Raw genomic sequence first — 20,973 nt, 5'->3', positions numbered from 1 at the left:
AATTTAAAGTTTTACTCAATTTTTTTCAAAAAATTGCGGGGTCGAGGGGCAGTGAGGCAACGGAAGTTTGGGTTCCAGACCAAACTTCCGGGGCGCAAGCGCCCTTCTTCGGGGGTCTTCTCGGACCTGGCGGTCCGAAGCGCGGCATACGCCGCGACGCCCCCTCAGTTTGCCTTACGGGCGAGGGGTCAGCGACCCCTCCCCGCAGGCCCCACCCCGGCAAGCTCGGCGGATTTCTTCTTTTTCTCAATTTAAAGTTTTACTCAATTTTTTTCAAAAAATTGCGGGGTCGAGGGGCGGAGCCCCCGACGCGCTTCGCACTGCGAGCCGCAGCGAAGCGTTTCGAGCGCAACCCGCCGAAGGCGGGCTCTTAGCGCGAGATGAGCGCGGAACGCTTTATCCTGAGAAGTGCTTTTTTGGGGTGAATTGCCGCCCTGGGGCGGCAAGAGGGTGCTTTTGGCAGTGAAAAAGCACCCTGTCAAAAGCGTAAAAGTCACAAAATAAAAGGGAGGTTTCATGATGGAGAATCTGAATGTACAAAACAACACCAACGAAATGATGGTAGGCGAAGGGGTCGGCTTCGAGCGGATCCGCCGGATCACCGGTTATCTGGTCGGCACTCTCGACCGCTTCAACAACGCCAAGCGTGCCGAGGTGAGTGAACGGGTGAAACACGTAGTTACCCGGGAAGTAAAGCTGTGAATACACAGCTGCGTATCTCCGGCTGCATCTCCGATTCTATCGTGGATGGGCCGGGGATACGATATGTTGTGTTTGTGCAGGGCTGTCCGCACCACTGCCCGGGCTGCCATAACCCCGATACCCACGATTTTGAGGGCGGCTATCCCGCCGACACCGAAAAAATCCTCCAGCAGATCGGTTCCGACCCGCTGATCAGCGGTGTGACTTTCTCGGGCGGGGAGCCGTTCTGCCAGGCAGCAGCCCTCTGTGAACTGGGGGAACGGGTCCGGGCATTGGGCAAAAATATTGTAGTCTATTCGGGCTATACCTTCGAGGAGCTGCTCGAAAAAGGAAAAACCGAGCCTGATGTCCTATACCTGCTCCGGCTTTGTGATCTGTTGATTGACGGGCGGTATGTGGAATCGCTGCGGGATCTCAGTTTGCAGTTCCGGGGAAGCAGCAACCAGCGCCTGATTGATTTAAAAAAGGAGTTTGCAGAACCTTCCTGATTCTGCAAACTCCTTTTTGCTCGTCCCACGCCAACGACGCAGGACAAGCAACCGCTGCCGCTTTGCCATTCAAATACTGTCTGCTGCTGGAATCATCCCCAGTGAACCCGCATTCCCCTGCTTCAGCCTGGTGAACGAAACCCCATAGAGAACGGCGGCAAGCAGCAGAGAGAGCAGATCCGCGACCGGCTGTGCCCAGACCAGCCCGTTCACACCCATAAGCTGCCTGAGCAGGAAAAGCGCGGGGATGTAGATCAGGCCCTGGCGGCTGATGTTGATGAGGAACGAAGCGGCCGCTGCCCCCATCGCCTGAAGCGCATTGATAAGGCAGTAGAAAATCCCGAACAGGAAACTGGTTGAAAGCAGGATCCGGGCGAACTGGACGCTGTATTCAAGCGCTTCGGGCTGGGTCAGGAATGCACTGACGATGGCATCGGTAAACAGATAACAGACACCGGTCAATGTGACCCCCAGCACCAGCGAAAGCAGGAGGGAAAACCGCAGGATTCCGCTGTACCGCTCCCAGTTTTTCGCACCGATGCAGTACCCCAGAAGCGGCTGTATCCCCTGCCCCAGCCCGATCGACACCATCCCGATCATCATGGTAACCTTCATCGCCACCCCGATCCCTGCGATCGCCATATCGCCGTATCCGGACATCAGGCTGTTGGTAACGATCTGGGAAACACTCATCAGCAGCGAGCCAAGCGATGCCGGAATCCCGATCCCCAGCACCGAACGGCAGACCCCTTCCCCCGCGGTAAATTCCGAAAGTCCGATGCTAGGATTGGAGTTGCCCCGCAGGAAATAAAGGATATAGTACGCTGCGCCCGCCAGGTTCCCGATGACGGTAGCAATCGCTGCACCTGTAACCCCCCAACCGAACCCGAGGATCATCACCGGGTCAAGAACGACATTCAGCAGATTGCCGGCCACCATGCCGGTCATCGCCCGGGTCGGCTGACCCTCCGCGCGCAGGATGTTGGAAAAACAGTTCCCGATCAGCACAAATGGCCCGCAGAGGGTCACAATGTTCAGGTAATCCCTGGTCAGCTCCCAGGTTTCCGTACTGGCTCCGATCAGCAGGAGCAGTTCGTCCATAAAGAGATAGAACAGAACCGCCACCACGATCCCCACCGCGACACAGGACCACATACAGAATGCCGATACCTTTAAGGCGTAGTCCATCCGTTTTTCCCCGAGCGCCCGGGAGATGACCGAGGTGCCGCCGACGCCGAACACCGTACCAAGCGCCATAAAAGTCAGGAAAACCGGTGTGGCGAGCGAAACCGCGGCGACCTGATAGGCATTGTGGGTCTGGCCGATGAAAAAGGTATCCGCCAAGTTGTAAACCAGGACCATCAGCATCGCAAGAATTGCGGGAATTGCATTTTTTAACACGGTCATAGCGACCGGCCCGGAGCCGAAGCCCTCTAATGTTCCACTGTTTCTCATAGATATCGTCCCCTTTCAATCGCACAATATCAATAGCAAGCGATTTATTTAGCCAAAAAAACATTCCCCAAACACAGAGGGGAATGTTACGAGAGGTTCCGCAAAACTTTGTAAAGCAACTCCAGAAAAAGCGCCCGTTCCGCCGGGCTGATCCCTTTCAGAAACCGCTCCTCCGATTCGCCCATATGTTTCTGCGCCGCCGCGCAGATCCGCCGTCCCTCGGGGGTGATCCGTACATGTTTGACCCGTTTGTCATGCGGGTCCCCATAGCACTCGACAAATCCCTTCTGTGCCGATCGCTTCACAACGCCAACCATTGTGGACTGGGCGACACGCAGCCTTCTTTCCAGCTCCTTCAGGCTGTAGCAACCGTCCGGACTCTCCTCCAGCAGAAAGAGCAGGTGGACCTGCGCCATTGTCAAATCGTCGGCACGCAGCAGGTTATTCGCGTTTTTTTCCAGCGCGTCATGGATCTGCTTAAAAACAGGGCCGAAGCGGTCCACTTTCAACATAGGAATCCTCTCCTTTGGCAGCTCCTATTTTACTACAAAAAGCAGGCTATGTCAATAGCAAGCGATTGTTTTTCAAGGAATCTCATGGGATACCGCCCCCATAGGCCGCGAGACCCAGGACTGCCGAAAGCAGGATCAGCAGGATTGGAGAAAGCCTGCTTCCGCGCAGCCGCCTGAATCCAATCATCACTGCCGCCAGAACTGCGGTGGTCAAACACGCTCTCAGGTCGGGCGATCCCTCCTGCCCCAGGCAGCTGCTGACCGTCATGGAAACTCCAGTCGCGAGGATGATCCCCACAACACATGGTTTCAAGCCCCGGACGACCGCCTGTATGCGGCTGTTTTGGAAAAGGGTTTTCAGCACCGCCATGGCAAGCAGGATTATCAGGAAGGAAGGCAGGACCACTGCCAGTGTCGCGAGAACAGCACCCCAGAGTCCCGCCTGGCTGCTCCCGACATAGGTCGCAAGATTGATCATGATGGGGCCGGGGGTACTCTCACTGACAGCGATCATATAGGAGATCGCTTCGTCATCCAGCCAGCCGTAGGAAAGAGCCACCTCCCGAATCAGGGGAATTGCGCCGTACGCGCCGCCAAATGCGAAGCAGCCTACCCGCAGAAAGCCGAAAAACAAGTCCCAATAGATCATTGCTCCGCACCGTCCTTCCGCGCGGACATGCTGCTCCAAGCGGACACCCCGAGACTGACCACTGCCGCAGACAACATCAGGCTGATCGACGAAACCCGCCAGGAGAAAAAGCCGGCCAGGAGCATTACCGTAAACGAACCGAGCATAATCGCCCGGGGAAGCGGCTTTTTGGGCATCTTGCGCAGCATGGCGACCGCTGCATCCAGAATCAAAAGCCCGACCGCGAGTTTGATCCCCTTGAGCATACTGGCGACCACAGTGATCTCGAGGAAATGGTCGAGGAACCTCGAGATCGCATAGATCACCGCAAAGGATGGCAGGACGATCCCAAAAGTGGCAATGACCGAGCCTGCGAACCCCGCCTGCCGATAGCCAACGAAGGTTGCGCAGTTGATCGCCATTGGGCCGGGCGTGGATTCGGCGATGACCGTAATATCCATCATCTCGTCATGGGAAATCCACTTTTTCTGCTCGACACAGATCGACGAGATCACCGGGATCATCGCATAGCCGCCGCCGAAGGTAAATAGCCCGATCTTCATAAAGGTCAGAAGCAGGTCAAGCAATATTTGATTTCGTTTCACCCGTCTCCCCCGCGTCCGGGGGCTCCCTCCCTTCCAACGGTTTCGCCCGTTCGCTCCGCTCTGGAACTCAGGACTCGCTGTAAGTCACCTTGGCCATCTTCTGGTCAGCCCTGGGACGGTCGCTGTAATCGGTCGGCTGTCCGGCGATCTCATCCACTGTTTCCATCCCCTCAACCACCTTGCCGAATGCAGCATACTGCCCATCCAGATGGGGGGCGTCCTCATGCATGATAAAGAACTGGGAGCCCGCCGAATTCGGGTCCATGGCGCGCGCCATCGAAAGAACGCCGCGGGTATGCTTGAGATCGTTTTTGATCCCGTTCGCCGCGAACTCCCCCTTGATGTGGTAGCCTGGGCCGCCCATACCGTTCCCCTCCGGGCAGCCTCCCTGGATCATAAACCCGGGGATTACCCGGTGGAAGATCAGGCCGTCATAAAACCCTTCCTTCACCAGCTTGACAAAGTTTTCCACTGTAATCGGGGCAATGTCGGGATAAAGCTCGGCTTTGATCTGTTTTCCGTTTTCCATTTCAATCGTAATCATCTGCATATAAAATACTCCTTATCATTTCTTGGGATTATATTCCTGTTCACAGTAGATACAGCGGTAGACCCGGCGGTCCCCCTCCTCCGAGAGCTTGAAGATATGCGGAAGCTCCTGCTCGATCGAGGTAATGCAGCGGGGATTTTTGCATTTCGCAACATTGGTCACCTGTGCAGGAAGCTGTAGCTTGCGTTTGCGGGTGATCCTCCCGCCTTCCACCACATTGACGGTGATATTGGGGTCGATGAACCCGAGCACATCCAGGTCAACATCAATCTTATCCTCGATCTTGATGATGTCCTTTTTGCCGCTCTTCCCGCTGCGGGCATTCTTGATGATCGCTACACTGCAATCCAGCCTGTCCAAATCCAGAAACCGGTAGATTTCCATGCTCTTTCCCGCCTGAATGTGGTCGATTACTAAGCCCTTCTGTAGGCTGTCCACGTTCATGCTTCCACCCCCAGCATCTTCAGAATCAACGCCATGCGCACATATTTGCCATAGAGCACCTGTTTGAAATAGCAGGCACGCGGGTCACTGTCCACCTCGGTCGCAATCTCGTTGACGCGCGGCAGCGGGTGCAGCACGATCATGTCCTGTCTGGCCAGCTCCATCTTCTCTCCATCGAGAATATAGCTGTCCCGCAGGCGGACATAGTCCTCCTCATTGAAAAACCGTTCCCGCTGGACACGGGTCATATAGAGGACGTCCATCTCCCCGATTACCTCTTCCAGCCGCTCGGCCTCCCGGAATGCCAGCCCCTTGCGCTGCATATCCGCACGAATATAATCTGGGATTTTCAGCTCTTTCGGGGAGATGAGCAGGAAGGTGATCCCCTCGTAACGCATCAGCGCGCGGATGAGCGAATGCACCGTCCGCCCGAAGGTGAGGTCCCCGCACAGGCCGATTGTAAACTGTCCCAGCCGGCCTTTCAGCGAACGGATGGTCAGCAGGTCGGTGAGGGTCTGGGTCGGGTGCTGATGCCCACCGTCTCCCGCATTGATGACTGGAATCGACGCGTGCAGCGACGCCACCTTTGCGGACCCCTCCTTTGGATGGCGCATCGCCACAATGTCGGCGTAACACTGCACCGTCCGGATCGTATCGGCAACGCTCTCCCCCTTCATCGCGGAGGACGAGTCCGCCGAAGAAAAGCCAAGCACACTCCCGCCAAGCTCAAGCATCGCTGCTTCAAAGCTCAACCGGGTGCGGGTGCTCGGCTCATAAAACAAAGTTGCCAGCTTTTTCCCTCTGCATTTTTGAGAGTAAGCGGGCGGATCGGCTATGATCTTTTCCGCAAGGTCCAGAATCTCATCGACCTCCTGCGGGGTCAGGTCGACCGGCTCGATCAGATGTTTCAATCAATTCCCTCCCAAGTATCGTACTCTTTCCTCCCAGTTTACTACAACCTGCCTGCCTGCGCAACCCTGCTGCCCCAATTTTCAGGAATTTTTCTCTGTTGCGTTTTTGCGCAAGAACCACTATACTATAATCGAAGCTGTTTCGTATTTCTTTACGCAAGGGGGCTTTTTCTCTTGCAAAAAGCCCCCTCTTGCCGCTGCGCGGCAATTCACCCGAAAAATGCGCTTCACAGGATAAAGTATTTCGCTCATTGCGATGAGCGACCAAAGGCGCTGCCTTTGGAAACCGCAATTTTTTGAAAAAAATTGAGTAAAACTTTCATTTTGGGAAAAGCGGCATCCGGCCCGGAAGGGAGGGGCCTGCTCCCGATTCCGCTGCCGCGCAGCAGAGAGACGGAAAACGCCCTTTTTTGAATCAGATTCTTCAGGAGGTTCCAAACCGATGAGACAAAAACTTACCGCCCTGTTTCTGGCAGGGCTTCTGGTGGCTTTCTCCGGGTGTATGCAGCCCCGGCGTGCCGGTTCCAGCCCCTCCGCGCCCCCCTCTTCCGAAGAAGAGGAGATCATCTTTGAATGGGAGCGCTCCTCTTCTGAGGAGGAGTCCGCATCCTCTGTCCCTGAAATGCCGGAAATGTCCCTCTACGACTGGTGGCGGGACTACATTTATGACGCGGTTTACCCCTTCCAGGGGAGTTACCCCACCCTTGTACAGTACGACAGCCAGTCGATCATAGAATACTGCGGGATTCGGATGTTCCGCGATGCGGTGATCTCCGAAGCAGGGAAATCCGCCGGGGACAGCATCCTGCCCAAGGACAAGCTAGCCGATTATACCAAACGTTATTTTAATGTTCGGTTAAACGATCTGGATGTTTCCAGACTCACCTCCGAGGATGGGAACGCGATCCTGTACTATCTGCCGGTTGGATCTGACCGCTCCGGTGAAAACCCGGCCAACGAGTCGCTCAACAACAACGATGTGTTCAAACTGGTGGAAGCTGCGCCCGCAGATGCGGATGGGGTAATCCGTCTGCGGGTCGACCGGGATGACGGGCAGATCCACTATTTTTACATGGCCCCCCATGAGGACGGCAGCGGCTACTATTTTAAACGGATCGAGGTCAATTATGGCCAGCTGCCCAAAGAGGTCGAATTCGAGGGGGAATACATCACCGTGGATACCCTGCTGGGAATGCCTGCATCCGGGGCGGGTTCCCTGCACTGCTGGGGGGAGATCGGCGGGAAGCTGCTGCTCTCCTGGTCGAGCGGGATGTCCGGTTATGTAGTGCTCGGGCTGGTGGACAGCTATGACCTGACCGAAAAGCGGTATGAGTTCCAACTGCGCGACGGAGAAACCTTCCTCTCAGCGATCCCGCAGACCGAACGGATCGTGCTGATTACCGACCAGCGGATCGCAACCCGGGACATCAATTTTGAAGACCCGCGGGAAGTACCGATCCCCGAAAAGATGAAGCAGGGCAGTGATGGGGCGGTCCCGGACTTCGACCTCTCATCCGACCGCAAAAAGGCTGCATTTGTCAACGACAAAGGTCTGTGCCTCTATGACTTTGGCACCGATTCGGTGCGGCTGCTCGCCGAACATCCCACGCCGAAAGCTGACGAGGACGCAGATTCCTCCTCCGAAGCGGAACCCGCCGACGAGCAGGGGAAGCCGGAACTGATGTCCCAGGCGACCTTCACCAAGCCGGCTTTCTTTGACAACGACACCAAGCTCTACTGCCACACAGCCGGATATGAATGGGTGAGCGGGCTTTATATCTACGATCTCGCCGAGAATAAAGGGCGGGAGATGGACGAGGCGTACAGCTGGGTCAACAGCGCAGGCGGCGAGCAGATGACACTGGTTGGGAACAAGGCGTTTGCATTCGGATTGAGCAGCGAACAGAGCATCGTGCCCCACCTCTGGCTCGATCTCGCGACCGAAGAGACCCATACGGTTGAGCTGCCCTACGAGATCCGCAGCATCGTGACCGCCCCCTCCAAAAACGGACTTCTGGTGCTCGGCTCCGCCGGGGAGAGCCAGGGCTGGCAGCTGTTCGAGATGGATATGAACACGATGCAGCTCAACAATACCGGGTTTTCTGTCCGCGGGCTCACCCCACAGGTGATCGGCGGCGCGGACAATGGACGTCTGCTGCTGACCTATTATAGTCTGGATGGCGGTGGCGGCGGGTATCTGCTCGCCAATACCGGCCGTTCAAGCGACGGGGAAACGGAAGCTGCCGGTTGACCCATCGCCATAAAAAAGCCCCTGCACTTCAAAAACAAAACTTTTGGGGCGGTCGTTCCAATTTTTCAAACGAGCCTTTCATCAAAACAGGCGCGCATCCAAAGATGCGCGCCTGTTTTCGTTTACCGGGCATAGCGATTCCCGTACCGCCTGCCCGAGATCAACCGGTTAAAGCAAACATATCCAACAAAAATGATCGCACAATAGAGAAACGTTCCCCCATCCGGCGCTGCCATTGAGGAGAAACTGTATCCCCTGAAGCGGCAGTCCCACTGCGGGAAGGCGGCTCCCAACAAAACAGACAACATCTCCTCCATCCAAAACTGGAGATCACACAACGGGCTCATGTCTGAGAGAAGGACTCCAGCCAAAAGCCCGGCGAGAATCCACAAAAACTGTTTGGCGGAGAGCTGCCGGAACCTGACAGGAAGAAATGGGAATTCATATGCAGCCAGCCCCAGCAGGACGCCAATCAGGAGATTGGGGAGCAGGATGACCGGAAACATCAGCCATCCACCCCATCTGGGCGCGGATGGCGAAGCAAGCCACTCCCCAAACAGATTAATGCAGCAGGAATTGAGAAAGGTCAGTAGGGTCAGCGAGAACAGCAGCACCAGCAGCTTTCCCGCTATGCAGAGGTATCGTTTCATCTGTGTCCCTCCAGTCAGCGGTATGCAGCCCCTATTCTATTACCGTCATCAAGTATCCGGCCTGAAAGCTCTCGCCCGGATTCAGGAATTTGACATACGGCTTATCCTCGAAGTTGCCGGTTTCCCCCTTGACCGCAGGCAGGCCGCACCACGGTTCCAGACAGAGGTAGTTCCCTTTCTTATTTGGCATCGTCCAGACCGCCAGCACGTCAAATTTATGAAAATCAAACGCAAACCCCCTGCCGGTTTTCGCGTTGACCAGCTTGACCACGTTGGAATTCAGCTTTTCAAAAACAAGCGCATCCCGCTGGTCGAAGAGGGCGTGGTCGAGCGGCAGGATGGTCCCGCCTTGCAGAGGGATCTGCTCCTCACCGTCGATGCAGGTGCCATCCGACAGGGTCAGGTTGCGTCCGCTCTCGGGCTTTTCAAACACAAGCTGGTAATCCTCGAACGCTTCTCCTTCATAGAGCGGGCAGGTAAAACCGGGATGCCCGCCAATACAGAGCGGCATCCGCTTTTCCGATTTGTTTTCGACCAGAAAGGTGGTGGAAAAACCGTCCTCAGCGATCGCGTGGGTTACGTGGAGCAGGAACTCGAACGGATACTGCCGGAGCGTTTCCGGATTGGACGCGTAAACCAGCTCGACAAAATCCGCACCATGCCTGCCCAGCTCAAACGGTACCTTGCGGGTGAACCCATGCTTGCCCAGCGGGTAAGGAACACCGTCGATCTTGAGCGTGTTGTTGAGGGTGGCGCTGCAAACCGGGAAAAGCATCGGGGTATGGTTGGGCCAGACCGCCGGGTCTGCCTGCCAGATATACTCCCTGCCGTTTTGGGGGATGAACGAGATCAGCTCCGCCCCCGCCGATTCAACCACCGCGGATACGCCTTTGTAAGAAAGCCGATATTCTGCCATGAAAAGCCCTCCTTCTTCTATTGACATAAGAACCCGTATTCACAACCATTCAAAACTGTCTGAACGGGCCATTTGCCGGCCCACTGCGTTTTTTCGCCTTGCAGGGCAGCAAAACTCCTCGCTTATCCGGCATTCCCTGATTATGAATACAAGCTCTCAATTTTAGGGACCGCCCAAAAGCGTTCGAAGCCTGTTGATCACTTTTGCTCCGGCTTAAGAATCCGTTTGGTCTCCTGGGGATGAGGCTTTTTAGAAAAGTCCTCCGTCCGACCGATTCTACACGCTCAAAACCGGTTAAACAGAAAGCTCCTGCATCCGCAGGCGCTCCACCCGCTCCAAAAACAGCGCACCTGTCCCCGCCTGTTCTTCCAGAACCGGGAATTCCACCGCCATCCCCTGCACCGATGTGATCCGGATGTACCGGCTGCGGCCGCTTCCCTCCATTGAAAGGCGGGTCAGGTTTTTCCAGCGGAGCCAAACTGTGCGGGTTCCATATCTGTCGTAGGAAATCGCCGTCAGCCCTCTCTCGGTCGCGCCGATCCAGTATTCCGGGTCCACCTTTCGGAACAGATTGCGGTCTTTGCCGCGCAGCCAAAGAAAATCGAGCAGCCGTGTCCCGAACCGGTAACACAGCTTGGAAAGGTTGTACATTGCATAGCTGTCTTTCAGCAGTTTTTGCAGTTCCATGGTCTGTGGGTGCTCAGTTGGGAACACAAAATCCGCCGGATTCCCCAAGGCGAGATTCAAAACCGGCCGGAGCTGCTCCTCCTTCACCTTGTTGTAAGAGAAAACTGCCCGCTTTCCTCCCTCGATGTCGAGTTCAACCAAACAGCGCAAAAGCTGCACCTGATAGCTGCACAGGTGCACGCGGTCCGCATCCAGGGATATGGTGTCGACCTGATCCCTCTGGGCGGTCTGAATCAGCACCTGCTTCCCCCACCATGCCGCCGCATACTCCGGCTCCCGGCTTTTCTGGGAAACCTGGGGGATGTAGGTCACATTGCCGGGCGGCATCCCACTTTCCTTCCATTCCCGCAGCGCGGGATGGAACGGCTCCGGCAGCTCCTCCCATGCGTAGACCCGCTTGGGCCAGGAAGCCAGCGTTGGCCGCTTGTCCATCTGCATCCTCATCCGCCGACCTCCTGTCTTGGCAACATCCGGCGCTTTCTTCAAAAGGGACCGGAGCATAGATACGGGAAAGGGGCTTTTCATCTGCAAAAAGCCCCCCTTGCCGCTCTTCAAGCGGCAGTCCACCCCCAAAAAAGTGCTTCTCGGGATAACGTGTCTCACCGCGCACAGCAGTATGCGCAGGCCAACCGGCACAAAGGTGGACAAAACTTTTCCGTTTTCCTCGTTAGGTGGGCGGCTTGCGCACTTCCAGGGCGTCGATCCGCTTCAAAAATGCCTCCGCGGCCTGCATCTGTCCGGACAGAACCGGAAGCTCCACCGCCGCGCCCGCTGCCGGCACAATCCGAACGCACCGGCCGCGGCCCTCCCCTTCCAGTGAAATACTGGAGAGATTAGACCACGCAATCCAAACCGTCCGGGAACCATTACGGTCACAGGAGATCGCGGTCAAGCCGCGTTCGGTCGCACCAACCCAATATTCCGGGTCCACCCTGCGGAACAGGTTGCGGTCCCTGCCGCGCAGCCAGAGAAAATCCAGCAGACGGCGCCCAAACCGGTAACACAGCCTGGAAAGATTATACATCGAATAGCTGTCGTCCTGCAGCTTTTGCAGCTCCGGAGTTTGCGGATGCCCGGTCGGAAAAACCGCGTCCGGCGAGTTTCCCAGCACAATGTCGAGAATCGACCGCAGCTGCTTCCGGGTTTTGTTGTAGGGGAAGGAGACCGTTCCAAACCCGTCCACCTCGATCTCTACCAGCGCGTGCGGCTGCTTTTCGTGGTAGCAGCACCGGCGGACCCGGCCCGGCTCCAGAAGTACGGCCCTGGTTTTCCCCTCCTGGAAGATTTGGAGCAGCGCCTGCGCCCCCCACCATGCCGACAAATATTCCGGCTCCCCTTCCTCATGGAAAAGGCGGGGAATGTAGGCTACATTCTCCATCGGCATCCCCAGATTCCGCCATGTCTGCAAGGCGGGGCAGAACGGAGCCGGAAGCTCGTCCCATGTGTAGATCCGCTTAGGCCATGACACCAGGATCGACCGCTTGTCCTTCGGCATCTTCATGGTCTCTTCCTCTATCTGCACCTTCATGGTTTCCTCCTCTGTTTCCGTCCCGCCCTGCAATCAAAAGCTGATAGAAAGCTGTAAAACCGTTCAGCTTTTCCCATTCAAGCGGTGGTTACTCCCGCCGGTTGAGGAACTGGTCCACGATGAACCGGGGACGGTGTTTGGTTTCCTTGTAAATTTTCCCAATATATTCTCCGATCACGCCCAACGAAAGGAGCTGGATGCCTCCAAGCGCCCAGATCGAACCCATCAGGGTGGTCCATCCGGTGACGGTATATCCAAACAGCCGGAGCAGCAGCAGCCAGAGCAGCGCAATCCCGCTGATGCCAAAGATCAGCACCCCGACCCAGGTAATCAGCCGGATCGGCTTGACCGAAAACGAAGTGATTCCATCAATCGCGAAGGCGAGCATCTTTTTGAGCGGATATTTACTCTCACCAGCGAACCGCTCGCTGCGCTCATAGAGGACAACCGTGGTTTTGAATCCGATCAGCGGGACGATCCCACGCAGGAACAGGTTGACCTCATCGTATTGGGCGAGCGCCTCCAGCGCGCGGCGGCTCATCAGCCGGTAATCGGCATGGTTCTCGACGATCTCAACCCCCATAAACTTCAGAAATTTATAGTAACCGACCGCTGTTGTACGCTTGAATACCGTATCTTTGGCGCGCGAGGAGCGCACCCCATAAACCACGTCACATCCATTATAGTATTCTGTCACAAACCTGTCAATCACTTCCACATCATCCTGTAGGTCCGCGTCGAGCGAAATTGCCATATCACACAGCTCTCTGGCCTGCATCAGACCGGCAATCAGCGCGTTCTGGTGCCCCTGGTTATGCGAAAGCTTCAGCCCGGAAAAAAGCGGATTTTTTTCGTGCAGATGGGAGATCAGCTCCCAGGTTGTGTCCCGGCTGCCGTCATCGACGAACAGAACCCGGCTTTTTGGGGAGACCGTTCCTGCCTCGATCATCCCGCCGAGCTTGGCTTCCAGCCGGCGGGCGGTTTCGGGCAGGACCTGCTGCTCGTTGTAGCAGGGAACCACCAGATATAAAATGTCACAATTCATGCAAATCCTCCTGTGCTGTTGCGGGGCCTTCCTCGTCAGGCGGATCATACGGAGCGGGCAGGTCCCAAAGGTCGGACAGGCTCGGACCATCAAGATCGTCCGAAACGTCCGGAATATCCTCCGGCTGCGGGTCGTCCCAACCGGCCCAGCCCAGACCTGGCTCGGGGTCCCAGCCGGAAGGTTCCGGCGGCTCCGGCTGTCCGCCAAACCTGCGCCAGGCCAGCAGATAGGCCGCGAGCAGAACCAATCCTGCCGCGCTGACTGCCAGCCCCGGGAACAGGCCGGGGGTGGTGTAGGTGAACCGGATGGTATTGTCGCCCGCAGGGGCACGCACCGCCATAAAGCCGATCGAGGCTTTTACCACCTCGGCGGGCTGACCGTTGACGGTAGCCGACCAGCCTTTATCGTATGGTACCGAGAAAAAGACCAGGTTCTCCCGCGGCAGCTCGATCCGGGAGGTAAAGCCGCGGTTATCGATCTCGAACGAGTACCCCGCTGTATCGCGGCGATCCTCGCAATCGTCGAAAAAGTCGGACTTGGAAAGATACTTGTAATCGTCCTCCTCCATATGGGTCAGCAGGTCCGCGTTGGCCTCCGCCGCGTCCTCCTCCAGCACGAGCGCCCGCAGCAGGACCGCAGCGCGGTCGTCCTCGTTGAGTGCCTCCAGCTCGGACCGGGTGATATAATGGTCATAGGTGAAGCCCATCGGCAGGAAATTCTCGTTTTCGTAGATGTTGTATCCAAGCTGGGTGTCATAAAGTTCCCATCCGGGCATCAGGTCCTGCTGCTCCTCGTCCTCCGCGACAAACAGCCATCGGACGGACAGGAGCGGCCGCAGCTCGTAGAACTTCACCTCCGGCTTGGAGGAAACATCCCGCTTGACCCCGACAGTCGGATAAAAATCCATCGTCGAAACCGGGATGATCGAGTGGAACGCCTGAATGTTGGGCAGATGCCAGTACATGCCAAGATTATCCATCCCGTCGTAGATATCCGCCCGGGCAAACCCATCGTCCGGCAGGTCGAGCTGGTAACGCCCGTCGAGCGCGGTATCCCGTATGAAGTTGGTGTCATCCGAATGGCATTTGCCCATCCCGATAAAGGTGACCGAATAGACCACAATCACCAGACAGAGCACCCGGACCAGCATCCGGCTGCGCCGGACAAAGTCGGCCCGATACCGGCGCAACACCAGATAAAGCCCCACCAGCCCGAGCAGGGCGATTGCGGCAGTCGCGGCGAACCGCTCCGGGTATTTGGGAAGGCTGAACTTGACCGTCTCATCCGACTGGATGGTAGGCGTCAGGCCAAGAATCGCGGTGACCAGCGCGGTATAGAGCACCGTGACATTGAACCCGAACCGCAGGTCAACCGACCGGTCCTCAAAGGCGCGGGCGGTCACAGCCGACATCAGCAAAAGCGGCATGTAATACCACCGCGCGTAGTACGAGTTGTTGAACAGGATGAACGCGCTGTTGAGCACCGGCACCAGCGCGAAGAGGAACGAAACCAACAGGATCCGGCAGAGCCAGTCCCGCTTGGATTTGAGATAGGCGATTACACCAGTCATGCTGAAGAACGGCAGCCACGCCGAAAGGGACGCCCATTTTGCCCCGCGGTCGGGGAAAAGGTTCGGGCGGCTCGGCAGGTCGGGCGGGAAAAAAGCGCTGCTCACGATCGCGGGGTAGAGCTGGTTGTGCCAGTAGAGCCAGAGGTTCCAGCCGTTGAGCAGCTCACCCGCACCGGTGCGGGGGTTGCCCAGAATCGCCAGCACCGACGGCAGGAACAGGCACATCGCAAGCAGCATCCCAAGCACCGCCTCGAAGCCGGTCCAGAGGAACTTTTTCAGAGACATCCGCCAGCCGGGGCAGGTCGAACGGACCGCAAAATAGAGCAGGACAAAGACCACTTCCCCGATAAAGAACCAATAATTGACAAACGCGTTGACCGCGACCGCCAGCGCAAAAACGCCCCTGCGGTCGTTGGACACCAGTTCTTCCAGGCCGGCCAGCAGAAGCGGGAAAAAGATGATCGCCTCGTGGAAGTGGTTGAAGAAGATGTTATAGACCGCATACCCCGAAAAGGCATAGAGCAGCGCACCGATCACAGCGGACTCGCTGTTTTTGACGAACCGTTTGAGGTAGAGGCACCCAGATGCGGCGGCACAGGCGTGCTTGAGGATCAGGAGCGGCGCCATCAGGTGCGGCACAAATTCATTCGGGAACGGGAGGGTCAGCCAGAAGAACGGGCTGCCGATCAGATAGAAACTGTAGGACCCGATAAAGTTTGCGCCAAGATCGGTATACCAGTTCCAGAAGAGGCTGCCCGACCGGACCGCCTCGTGTGCGAGCTTGTAAAAGGGGATCTGCTGGACATTGAAATCCCCGTAAAAAAAGAAATACCCCTTATCCCAGATCATAATGGGAATAAAGATAGCGGCAGCGGTCGCCAGTGCGATCCAAAATGCCTTGAGGCAGCTTCTGTCCTTTGCAGCCGGTTGAGCGTACATAATAAACCTCCGAAGTTGATAGAGTCAAAGTGCTTCAAATAACAGGGAACCTGATGCTTTTGAGGTTCTTCGATTGTGATACATATGGTTAAAGTATACCACAATCCGCATCATTTAACAGTCCATCTTTTCATTAGGTGAAAATTCTGGTATAATTTATTACACCATGCGGCAACACTTCGGAAATTTTTTTATTTTTTTGTGCAGAATGCGCATTCCCTATCGGGAAAAGGAGGAAAACGATGAAACGGTTCAGCTTTTTTGCAATGCTTTCCCGGATGAAATATATCCGGCGGTGGGGCCTGATGCGAAACGCACGCGAGGAAAACCTCAGCGAGCACTCGCTTGATACCGCTTATATTGCCCATGCGCTTGCACTGCTCTCGGATGTCGACCCGTCACGGGCTGTATTCTGTGCGCTCTATCACGATTGCAGCGAGATTTTAACCGGGGATATGCCCACCCCGGTCAAATACTACAGCCCTCAGATCAAGGAAAGCTACAAGGAGATCGAGCAGGCCGCTGCGGGGCGGCTGTTGTCAACCCTGCCGCCCGACTTACAGCAGGCTTACCACCCACATTTTTTCGAGCAGGACCCGCAGGTTCTGGCGGTCGTCAAGGCGGCGGACAAGCTCTCCGCACTCGTCAAATGCATCGAAGAAATCCGGATGGGCAACAACGATTTTCAGAATGCGAAACAGGCACAGCTTGAGGCGCTGCATCAGATGAACCTGCCAGCGGTCGATTTCTTCCTGGAAAACTGCCTCCCTGCATATGAGCTGACGCTGGACGAACTTAATCTTGGAAATCTTTAGAGAAAACCGATGGAAAACAACAGAAATACCCCTCTTTTGTTTGTGTATTTTTAAGAAATCTGACGAAAAAACACCTCGCTTTTTCTTTAATGTCACAAAAAGTGATGGATAAAGCAAAAAAAGATAAAAAAACATCTTTCTTTTCTGGACGCATATGCTATAATATGCACATAAGCAAAGCATTTCTGTTGTTTTGCTTCATTTTAAGGAGGGTGTTTTATGGAGTTTTTGCAGCCGTACATCAACATTTGGAAAAACTTTGCGAAGTTTGATGGGCGTACCGGTGTCCGCGGGTTCTGGATGGCTTTCGTCGTCAATATGATCGTCGGGCTCCTGTTCGGGTTTCTGACACAGATTTCAGGGATCTTTGGGATTCTCAGCAGTGCCTATTCCCTCGCGGTGCTGGTCCCGTGGTGGGCGCTGATGTTCCGCCGCCTGCATGATATCGGCAAACCCGGTGGATGGGCGTTCCTCAGCCTGACCTGTATTGGCGTAATCCCGCTGATTATCTGGTTCGTCCGCGCGGGCGATCCCGAGGAAAACCTCTATGGACCTGTTCCGGAGGAATAAATTGACATTCTGAGAAGAAACGCTGCACAGCGGATGCTGTGCGGCGTTTCTTTACGCTTTATGTCAGGAACCCCCATGTCGAAAACCATCCATAGGTCAGCCATAGCTCAATCACACCCAGCACTGCCAGAAGGCAACCTTTAAAATATCTTTTCTGCCCGCTCAAGCCATCCGCCAGCGCCAGATAAAAGACAAAACCTCCGACCATATATCTGGGGATTGATGCAATCCCTGTTGAAAGCGGGACCACCAGAAAGATGCACCCCAGGACAAACTCCGTATAATGCTTTTGGACGAACAGCCAGCCCAACAGGCAGGCGCCAATGACGATGAAAAGCAGGAAATAAGCCTCCTGATTGACCGCCCCTCTGGAGGCGGCGCCCAGCGTGCGGAGGACGATCTCAGCGGGATTTGTAATCTCCTTTCCCCAAGCCCGCTGCACATGCGCAAATGCCATCGGATCCCCCACAAGAAAATACAGATGGAGCATATAGAGGAATAATCCCAGCGGGCACATGCAGGTCCCCAAAATCAACTTATGGTCATTGAGGGTTTTTTTGACATATTCCCAGAGCAGCTTGGGGTTCAGTTCTCCCATTCTGTCCTTGAAAAAACGATGCAGCGAATGGGTCAATATCGCAAAAACAAACAGCACCCCTGTATTACGTGAAGCGCTCAAAAAGATGCCGCAGACCCCCAGCTTGATATACTGTTCCTGTTCCAGAAAATAAAAACACAGGCATAAACATAAAAGATAGATTGACTCTGTATACAAAGAGGAGTAGTAAAAGCTATACGGACCAAAACACATGATAAACAGCCAACAGAAAGCAGCTTTCCCTCCATTTTGCGGCCTTGTCAGCAGGATATATCTGCTTCCTGCAAAAAGAGCGATTCCGAATATTGCTGTATTGGCCAAAAAGCCCAGTATCTCAAGCCCCATGGACGGTAGCACCTTTCTCAGAAACACCATATACGCCGGCATCAATGGGAAAAACGCCCAGTTTGCCGCTCCATTTTGCCCTTCCAGCTTGATTCCGTTAAAGTCAGAATAGCCTGACTCTATAATGGATTTGTACCATCCTGCATCCCACCTGAAAAAAGCATGTGCAAAGCTACCCTGATCTCCTGACATATGGCTCCATAACAGATAAACCAGCCACATTATAACCCGGGATATGACCAGCATAACCCCGATTGTCATGCACAGGCGGTATGTATCCCTTTCTTTCGCTTCAAACTTCATTCGTTCCCTTCCTGCCCCCTTTTGTCCAGATGTATCTGTCTGACTTTCAATCCCATATTTCTTGAATCCTTTTCTGTCGGAGACGGATTGCGTATATCAAGCTCTATCGTTAAATCTCCGGAATCCGGAATCAATCCCTTTTTGATCAAAAAATGATGAATTCCAATCCCGTTGATCTCCCCAATGGATGTCTCATTCGCGATCACCCTCGCGTACGCCTCCGGCCTCAGAGCCAGAACCTCCACCTCGAAAACCAAATCCTCTGTATTGGGTATCCCGGAAAAATATAAAGCTGCGGTGGTTCCGGTTGTCCATGTCGCATCTTTTTCAGCCCCGCTCCAGCCAACCCCATACCTTTGGGTTGGATTCTCCGATTCCGAAAAAAAATCTACAGGTTCTCCCAGTGTATAGCGAAGCCCTCCTACACCAACCCACCGCTGCAGCGTTTTATCTATATAATACATCCTATATTCTTTTTCTGTATCCGCACATACACTCAAACATAATACACCGGCATAAAATATACATAAAATGGCGCTGATGCAGTAGCAGATGATCTTCTGGAACAGCTCTGTTCTCATGTTGCTCCCCTTTCAAGCTTTTTATGTTTCTGTAAACAGAAACATAAAACAAGGACGTCCTTGTTTTATGTTTCTGTAAACAGAAACATAAAACAAGGACGTCCTTGTTTTTCTATACAGCTGTCAAAAGCCCTGTTGGCTCTGACCGGCGGTCAGAGCCAATTTACCCGATTACTAAGGCAAAGACAGGCAAAACTTTTCATCAACCAGGCAATTTAAAGCTATCCTTGAGCGTGACAACCCGGTTAAAGGTATTTTCATGCCGGCTGTCCTTGCAGAAATAGCCCATCCGGACAAACTGGAACCGGTCGCCGGTTTTAGCATCGGCGAGGGAGGCTTCGAGCTTGCAGTGTTTGAGCGCGGTGAGGGAGTTCGGATTCAGATAGTCGAGGTAGTTGGTCCCCTCGGGCACCGCGTTGACATCGACGAGCGAGAACAGGTTCTCGTACAGCATGATGTCCGCGTCTACGGCGTGTGCCGCACTGACCCAGTGGATGGTTCCACGCACCTTGCGTCCATCTGCGGGGCTCCCGTTGCGGGTTTCAAGGTCGGCAGTGCAGCGCAGTTCGACGACATTGCCTTCTGCATCTTTCACGACCTCTTCGCATTTCACCAGGTAAGCGCCCATCAAACGGACCTCCCCGCCCGGTTTGAGCCGCTGGAACTTGGGCGGCGGAACCTCGGCAAAATCGGATTTCTCGATGAACAGCTCGCGGGTGAATGCGACCTGGCGGGTACCCGCTTCAGGATCGACCGGGTTGTTGGAGACCTCGAAATACTCGGTTTCATCCGCCGGATAGTTGATGATGGTGACCTTGAGCGGCTCTGTGACTGCCATACGGCGGGGGGCGCTGGCGTTCAGCTCCTCACGGATGCAGTATTCCAGCAGCTTGATATCCACCAGGCTGTTTGCCTTGGCGACGCCCGCGCGGCTGACAAACTCAAGAATCGAGGAAGGGGTATATCCGCGGCGGCGCAGGCCGCAGAGGGTCGGCATACGGGGATCATCCCAGCCATCGACACGGCCGGTCTCGACCAACTCGCGCAGATACCGCTTGGACATAACTGTATTGGTGATGTTCAGGCGGGCGAACTCGCGCTGTTTGGGCTTCTTCTCGAAGTCGATGTTGTTGACCACCCAGTCGTAGAGCGGGCGGTGGTTCTCAAACTCGATCGAACAGAGGGAATGGGTGATCCCCTCGATTGCATCCTGTATTGGATGGGCGTAATCATACAATGGGTAGATACACCATTTGTCTCCCTGGCGGTGATGGTGTGCGCGGACAATCCGGTAGATGGCGGGGTCGCGCATATTGATGTTTGGGGAAGCCATGTCGATCTTGGCGCGGAGGGTCTTGCTGCCGTCGGGGAACTCTCCGTTTTTCATCCGCTGAAACAGGTCGAGATTCTCCTCAATCGAGCGGTTGCGGTAGGGGGATTCTTTGCCGGGCTGGGTAAGGGTGCCGCGATACTCGCGCATCTCATCCGCGGTGAGATCGCAAACATAGGCTTTCCCATCCTGAATCAGCTTGATGGCATATTCATAGCACTGGTCGAAATAATCGGAGCCATAGAAGATGCCGCCATCCGGGATGGCACCGAGCCAGCGCAGGTCCTCCTCGATCGACTCGACATACTCGGTGTCCTCTTTCACCGGGTTGGTGTCATCGTAGCGGAGGTTGAAAAGCCCGCCGTATTTTTTCGCGGTGGAATAGTTGATGAAGATCGCCTTCGCACTCCCGATATGGAGATAGCCGTTGGGTTCGGGCGGAAACCGGGTATGGATACGGTCGGCGAACCCGTTGGCAATGTCCTGATCAATAATCTCGGTGATAAAATTCGCGTTATATTCAGCCATACTGTTACACTCCTAAAAACAA

At 55.1% G+C, this 20,973-nt stretch carries 21 protein-coding genes; 5 read left to right on the top strand and 16 right to left on the bottom strand.

Going from position 1 to position 20,973, the window contains the following annotated elements; all coding sequences use genetic code 11:
* Window positions 1-519 precede the first annotated feature (519 nt).
* Window positions 520-702 carry an anaerobic ribonucleoside-triphosphate reductase gene (nrdD, locus tag D5269_RS03675; protein WP_016317363.1) on the top strand — a complete coding sequence of 61 codons (183 nt, stop codon included), beginning with the start codon at window positions 520-522 and terminating at the stop codon, window positions 700-702.
* Window positions 699-1,190 carry an anaerobic ribonucleoside-triphosphate reductase activating protein gene (gene nrdG / locus D5269_RS03670; RefSeq protein WP_016317364.1) on the top strand — a complete coding sequence of 164 codons (492 nt, stop codon included), beginning with the start codon at window positions 699-701 and terminating at the stop codon, window positions 1,188-1,190. The genes nrdD and nrdG overlap by 4 nt, the downstream gene beginning before the upstream one ends.
* 69 nt (window positions 1,191-1,259) lie before the next feature.
* On the opposite strand, the gene D5269_RS03665 is transcribed toward nrdG, so the two are convergent.
* The 7 genes from D5269_RS03665 to pyrB all read right to left on the bottom strand — a co-directional run bounded on the left by D5269_RS03665 (window position 1,260) and on the right by pyrB (window position 6,295).
* Window positions 1,260-2,645, bottom strand: a complete 1,386-nt coding sequence (locus D5269_RS03665; RefSeq protein ID WP_243126569.1) for an MATE family efflux transporter — start codon at window positions 2,643-2,645, stop codon at window positions 1,260-1,262.
* Between the two features lie 86 nt (window positions 2,646-2,731).
* Complete coding sequence (locus tag D5269_RS03660; RefSeq protein ID WP_120482510.1) at window positions 2,732-3,157, bottom strand: MarR family transcriptional regulator; 426 nt, start codon at window positions 3,155-3,157, stop codon at window positions 2,732-2,734.
* Window positions 3,158-3,239: 82 nt separating this feature from the next.
* Complete coding sequence (locus D5269_RS03655) at window positions 3,240-3,806, bottom strand: chromate transporter (RefSeq protein ID WP_120482512.1); 567 nt, start codon at window positions 3,804-3,806, stop codon at window positions 3,240-3,242.
* The gene (locus tag D5269_RS03650; protein ID WP_120482514.1) at window positions 3,803-4,390 is read right to left on the bottom strand and encodes a chromate transporter; all 588 of its coding nucleotides are present in this window, start codon (window positions 4,388-4,390) and stop codon (window positions 3,803-3,805) included. The genes D5269_RS03655 and D5269_RS03650 overlap by 4 nt, the downstream gene beginning before the upstream one ends.
* 67 nt (window positions 4,391-4,457) lie before the next feature.
* On the bottom strand, window positions 4,458-4,934 hold the full coding sequence (locus D5269_RS03645; RefSeq protein ID WP_120482657.1) for a peptidylprolyl isomerase: 477 nt from the start codon (window positions 4,932-4,934) through the stop codon (window positions 4,458-4,460).
* A 21-nt stretch (window positions 4,935-4,955) separates the two neighbouring features.
* Window positions 4,956-5,384 carry an aspartate carbamoyltransferase regulatory subunit gene (locus D5269_RS03640; protein WP_016317370.1) on the bottom strand — a complete coding sequence of 143 codons (429 nt, stop codon included), beginning with the start codon at window positions 5,382-5,384 and terminating at the stop codon, window positions 4,956-4,958.
* Window positions 5,381-6,295 (bottom strand): aspartate carbamoyltransferase, encoded by a 915-nt coding sequence (pyrB, locus tag D5269_RS03635; protein ID WP_120482516.1) that lies wholly within the window; start codon window positions 6,293-6,295, stop codon window positions 5,381-5,383. Before pyrB ends, D5269_RS03640 begins: the two co-directional genes overlap by 4 nt.
* A 442-nt stretch (window positions 6,296-6,737) precedes the next feature.
* Between pyrB and D5269_RS03630 the strand changes: the two genes are divergently transcribed.
* Window positions 6,738-8,546, top strand: a complete 1,809-nt coding sequence (locus D5269_RS03630) for a hypothetical protein (RefSeq protein WP_016317372.1) — start codon at window positions 6,738-6,740, stop codon at window positions 8,544-8,546.
* A 122-nt stretch (window positions 8,547-8,668) separates the two neighbouring features.
* Here D5269_RS03630 and D5269_RS03625 read toward each other — a convergent pair whose 3' ends face one another.
* From D5269_RS03625 to D5269_RS03600, 6 genes are all read right to left on the bottom strand, one after another.
* The gene (locus D5269_RS03625; protein WP_120482518.1) at window positions 8,669-9,196 is read right to left on the bottom strand and encodes a hypothetical protein; all 528 of its coding nucleotides are present in this window, start codon (window positions 9,194-9,196) and stop codon (window positions 8,669-8,671) included.
* Between the two features lie 31 nt (window positions 9,197-9,227).
* Window positions 9,228-10,112 (bottom strand): aldose 1-epimerase family protein, encoded by an 885-nt coding sequence (locus tag D5269_RS03620; RefSeq protein ID WP_158604817.1) that lies wholly within the window; start codon window positions 10,110-10,112, stop codon window positions 9,228-9,230.
* A gap of 294 nt (window positions 10,113-10,406) precedes the next feature.
* Window positions 10,407-11,243, bottom strand: a complete 837-nt coding sequence (locus tag D5269_RS03615; RefSeq protein ID WP_147407897.1) for a hypothetical protein — start codon at window positions 11,241-11,243, stop codon at window positions 10,407-10,409.
* A 223-nt stretch (window positions 11,244-11,466) separates the two neighbouring features.
* Window positions 11,467-12,327, bottom strand: a complete 861-nt coding sequence (locus D5269_RS03610) for a hypothetical protein (protein WP_120482524.1) — start codon at window positions 12,325-12,327, stop codon at window positions 11,467-11,469.
* A gap of 88 nt (window positions 12,328-12,415) precedes the next feature.
* Window positions 12,416-13,372, bottom strand: coding sequence for a glycosyltransferase family 2 protein (locus D5269_RS03605; RefSeq protein ID WP_016317377.1), 957 nt, complete (start codon window positions 13,370-13,372; stop codon window positions 12,416-12,418).
* On the bottom strand, window positions 13,362-15,881 hold the full coding sequence (locus tag D5269_RS03600) for a YfhO family protein (RefSeq protein ID WP_120482526.1): 2,520 nt from the start codon (window positions 15,879-15,881) through the stop codon (window positions 13,362-13,364). The genes D5269_RS03605 and D5269_RS03600 overlap by 11 nt, the downstream gene beginning before the upstream one ends.
* A 242-nt stretch (window positions 15,882-16,123) precedes the next feature.
* Here D5269_RS03600 and yfbR point away from each other — a divergent pair, with 242 nt between their 5' ends.
* Both yfbR and D5269_RS03590 read left to right on the top strand, forming a co-directional pair.
* The gene (gene yfbR, locus D5269_RS03595; protein ID WP_120482528.1) at window positions 16,124-16,696 is read left to right on the top strand and encodes a 5'-deoxynucleotidase; all 573 of its coding nucleotides are present in this window, start codon (window positions 16,124-16,126) and stop codon (window positions 16,694-16,696) included.
* A 219-nt stretch (window positions 16,697-16,915) separates the two neighbouring features.
* Window positions 16,916-17,266, top strand: coding sequence for a DUF805 domain-containing protein (locus tag D5269_RS03590; RefSeq protein WP_016317380.1), 351 nt, complete (start codon window positions 16,916-16,918; stop codon window positions 17,264-17,266).
* Window positions 17,267-17,324: 58 nt separating this feature from the next.
* Here the strand turns inward: D5269_RS03590 and D5269_RS03585 are convergent, their stop codons facing one another.
* The 3 genes from D5269_RS03585 to D5269_RS03575 all read right to left on the bottom strand — a co-directional run bounded on the left by D5269_RS03585 (window position 17,325) and on the right by D5269_RS03575 (window position 20,951).
* Window positions 17,325-17,945 (bottom strand): hypothetical protein, encoded by a 621-nt coding sequence (locus tag D5269_RS03585; protein WP_207709094.1) that lies wholly within the window; start codon window positions 17,943-17,945, stop codon window positions 17,325-17,327.
* A 563-nt stretch (window positions 17,946-18,508) separates the two neighbouring features.
* Window positions 18,509-19,093, bottom strand: coding sequence for a hypothetical protein (locus D5269_RS03580; RefSeq protein ID WP_120482532.1), 585 nt, complete (start codon window positions 19,091-19,093; stop codon window positions 18,509-18,511).
* A gap of 202 nt (window positions 19,094-19,295) precedes the next feature.
* Window positions 19,296-20,951 carry a glutamine--tRNA ligase/YqeY domain fusion protein gene (locus D5269_RS03575; protein WP_120482534.1) on the bottom strand — a complete coding sequence of 552 codons (1,656 nt, stop codon included), beginning with the start codon at window positions 20,949-20,951 and terminating at the stop codon, window positions 19,296-19,298.
* Window positions 20,952-20,973 lie beyond the last annotated feature (22 nt).

It is taken from the genome of Anaerotruncus sp. 1XD42-93, from assembly GCF_009917605.1.
Classification (GTDB): Bacteria; Bacillota; Clostridia; order Oscillospirales; family Ruminococcaceae; genus Anaerotruncus.
The sequence above is the reverse complement of the archived record's forward strand: the minus strand, read 5'-3'. Positions and strand labels throughout refer to the sequence as shown.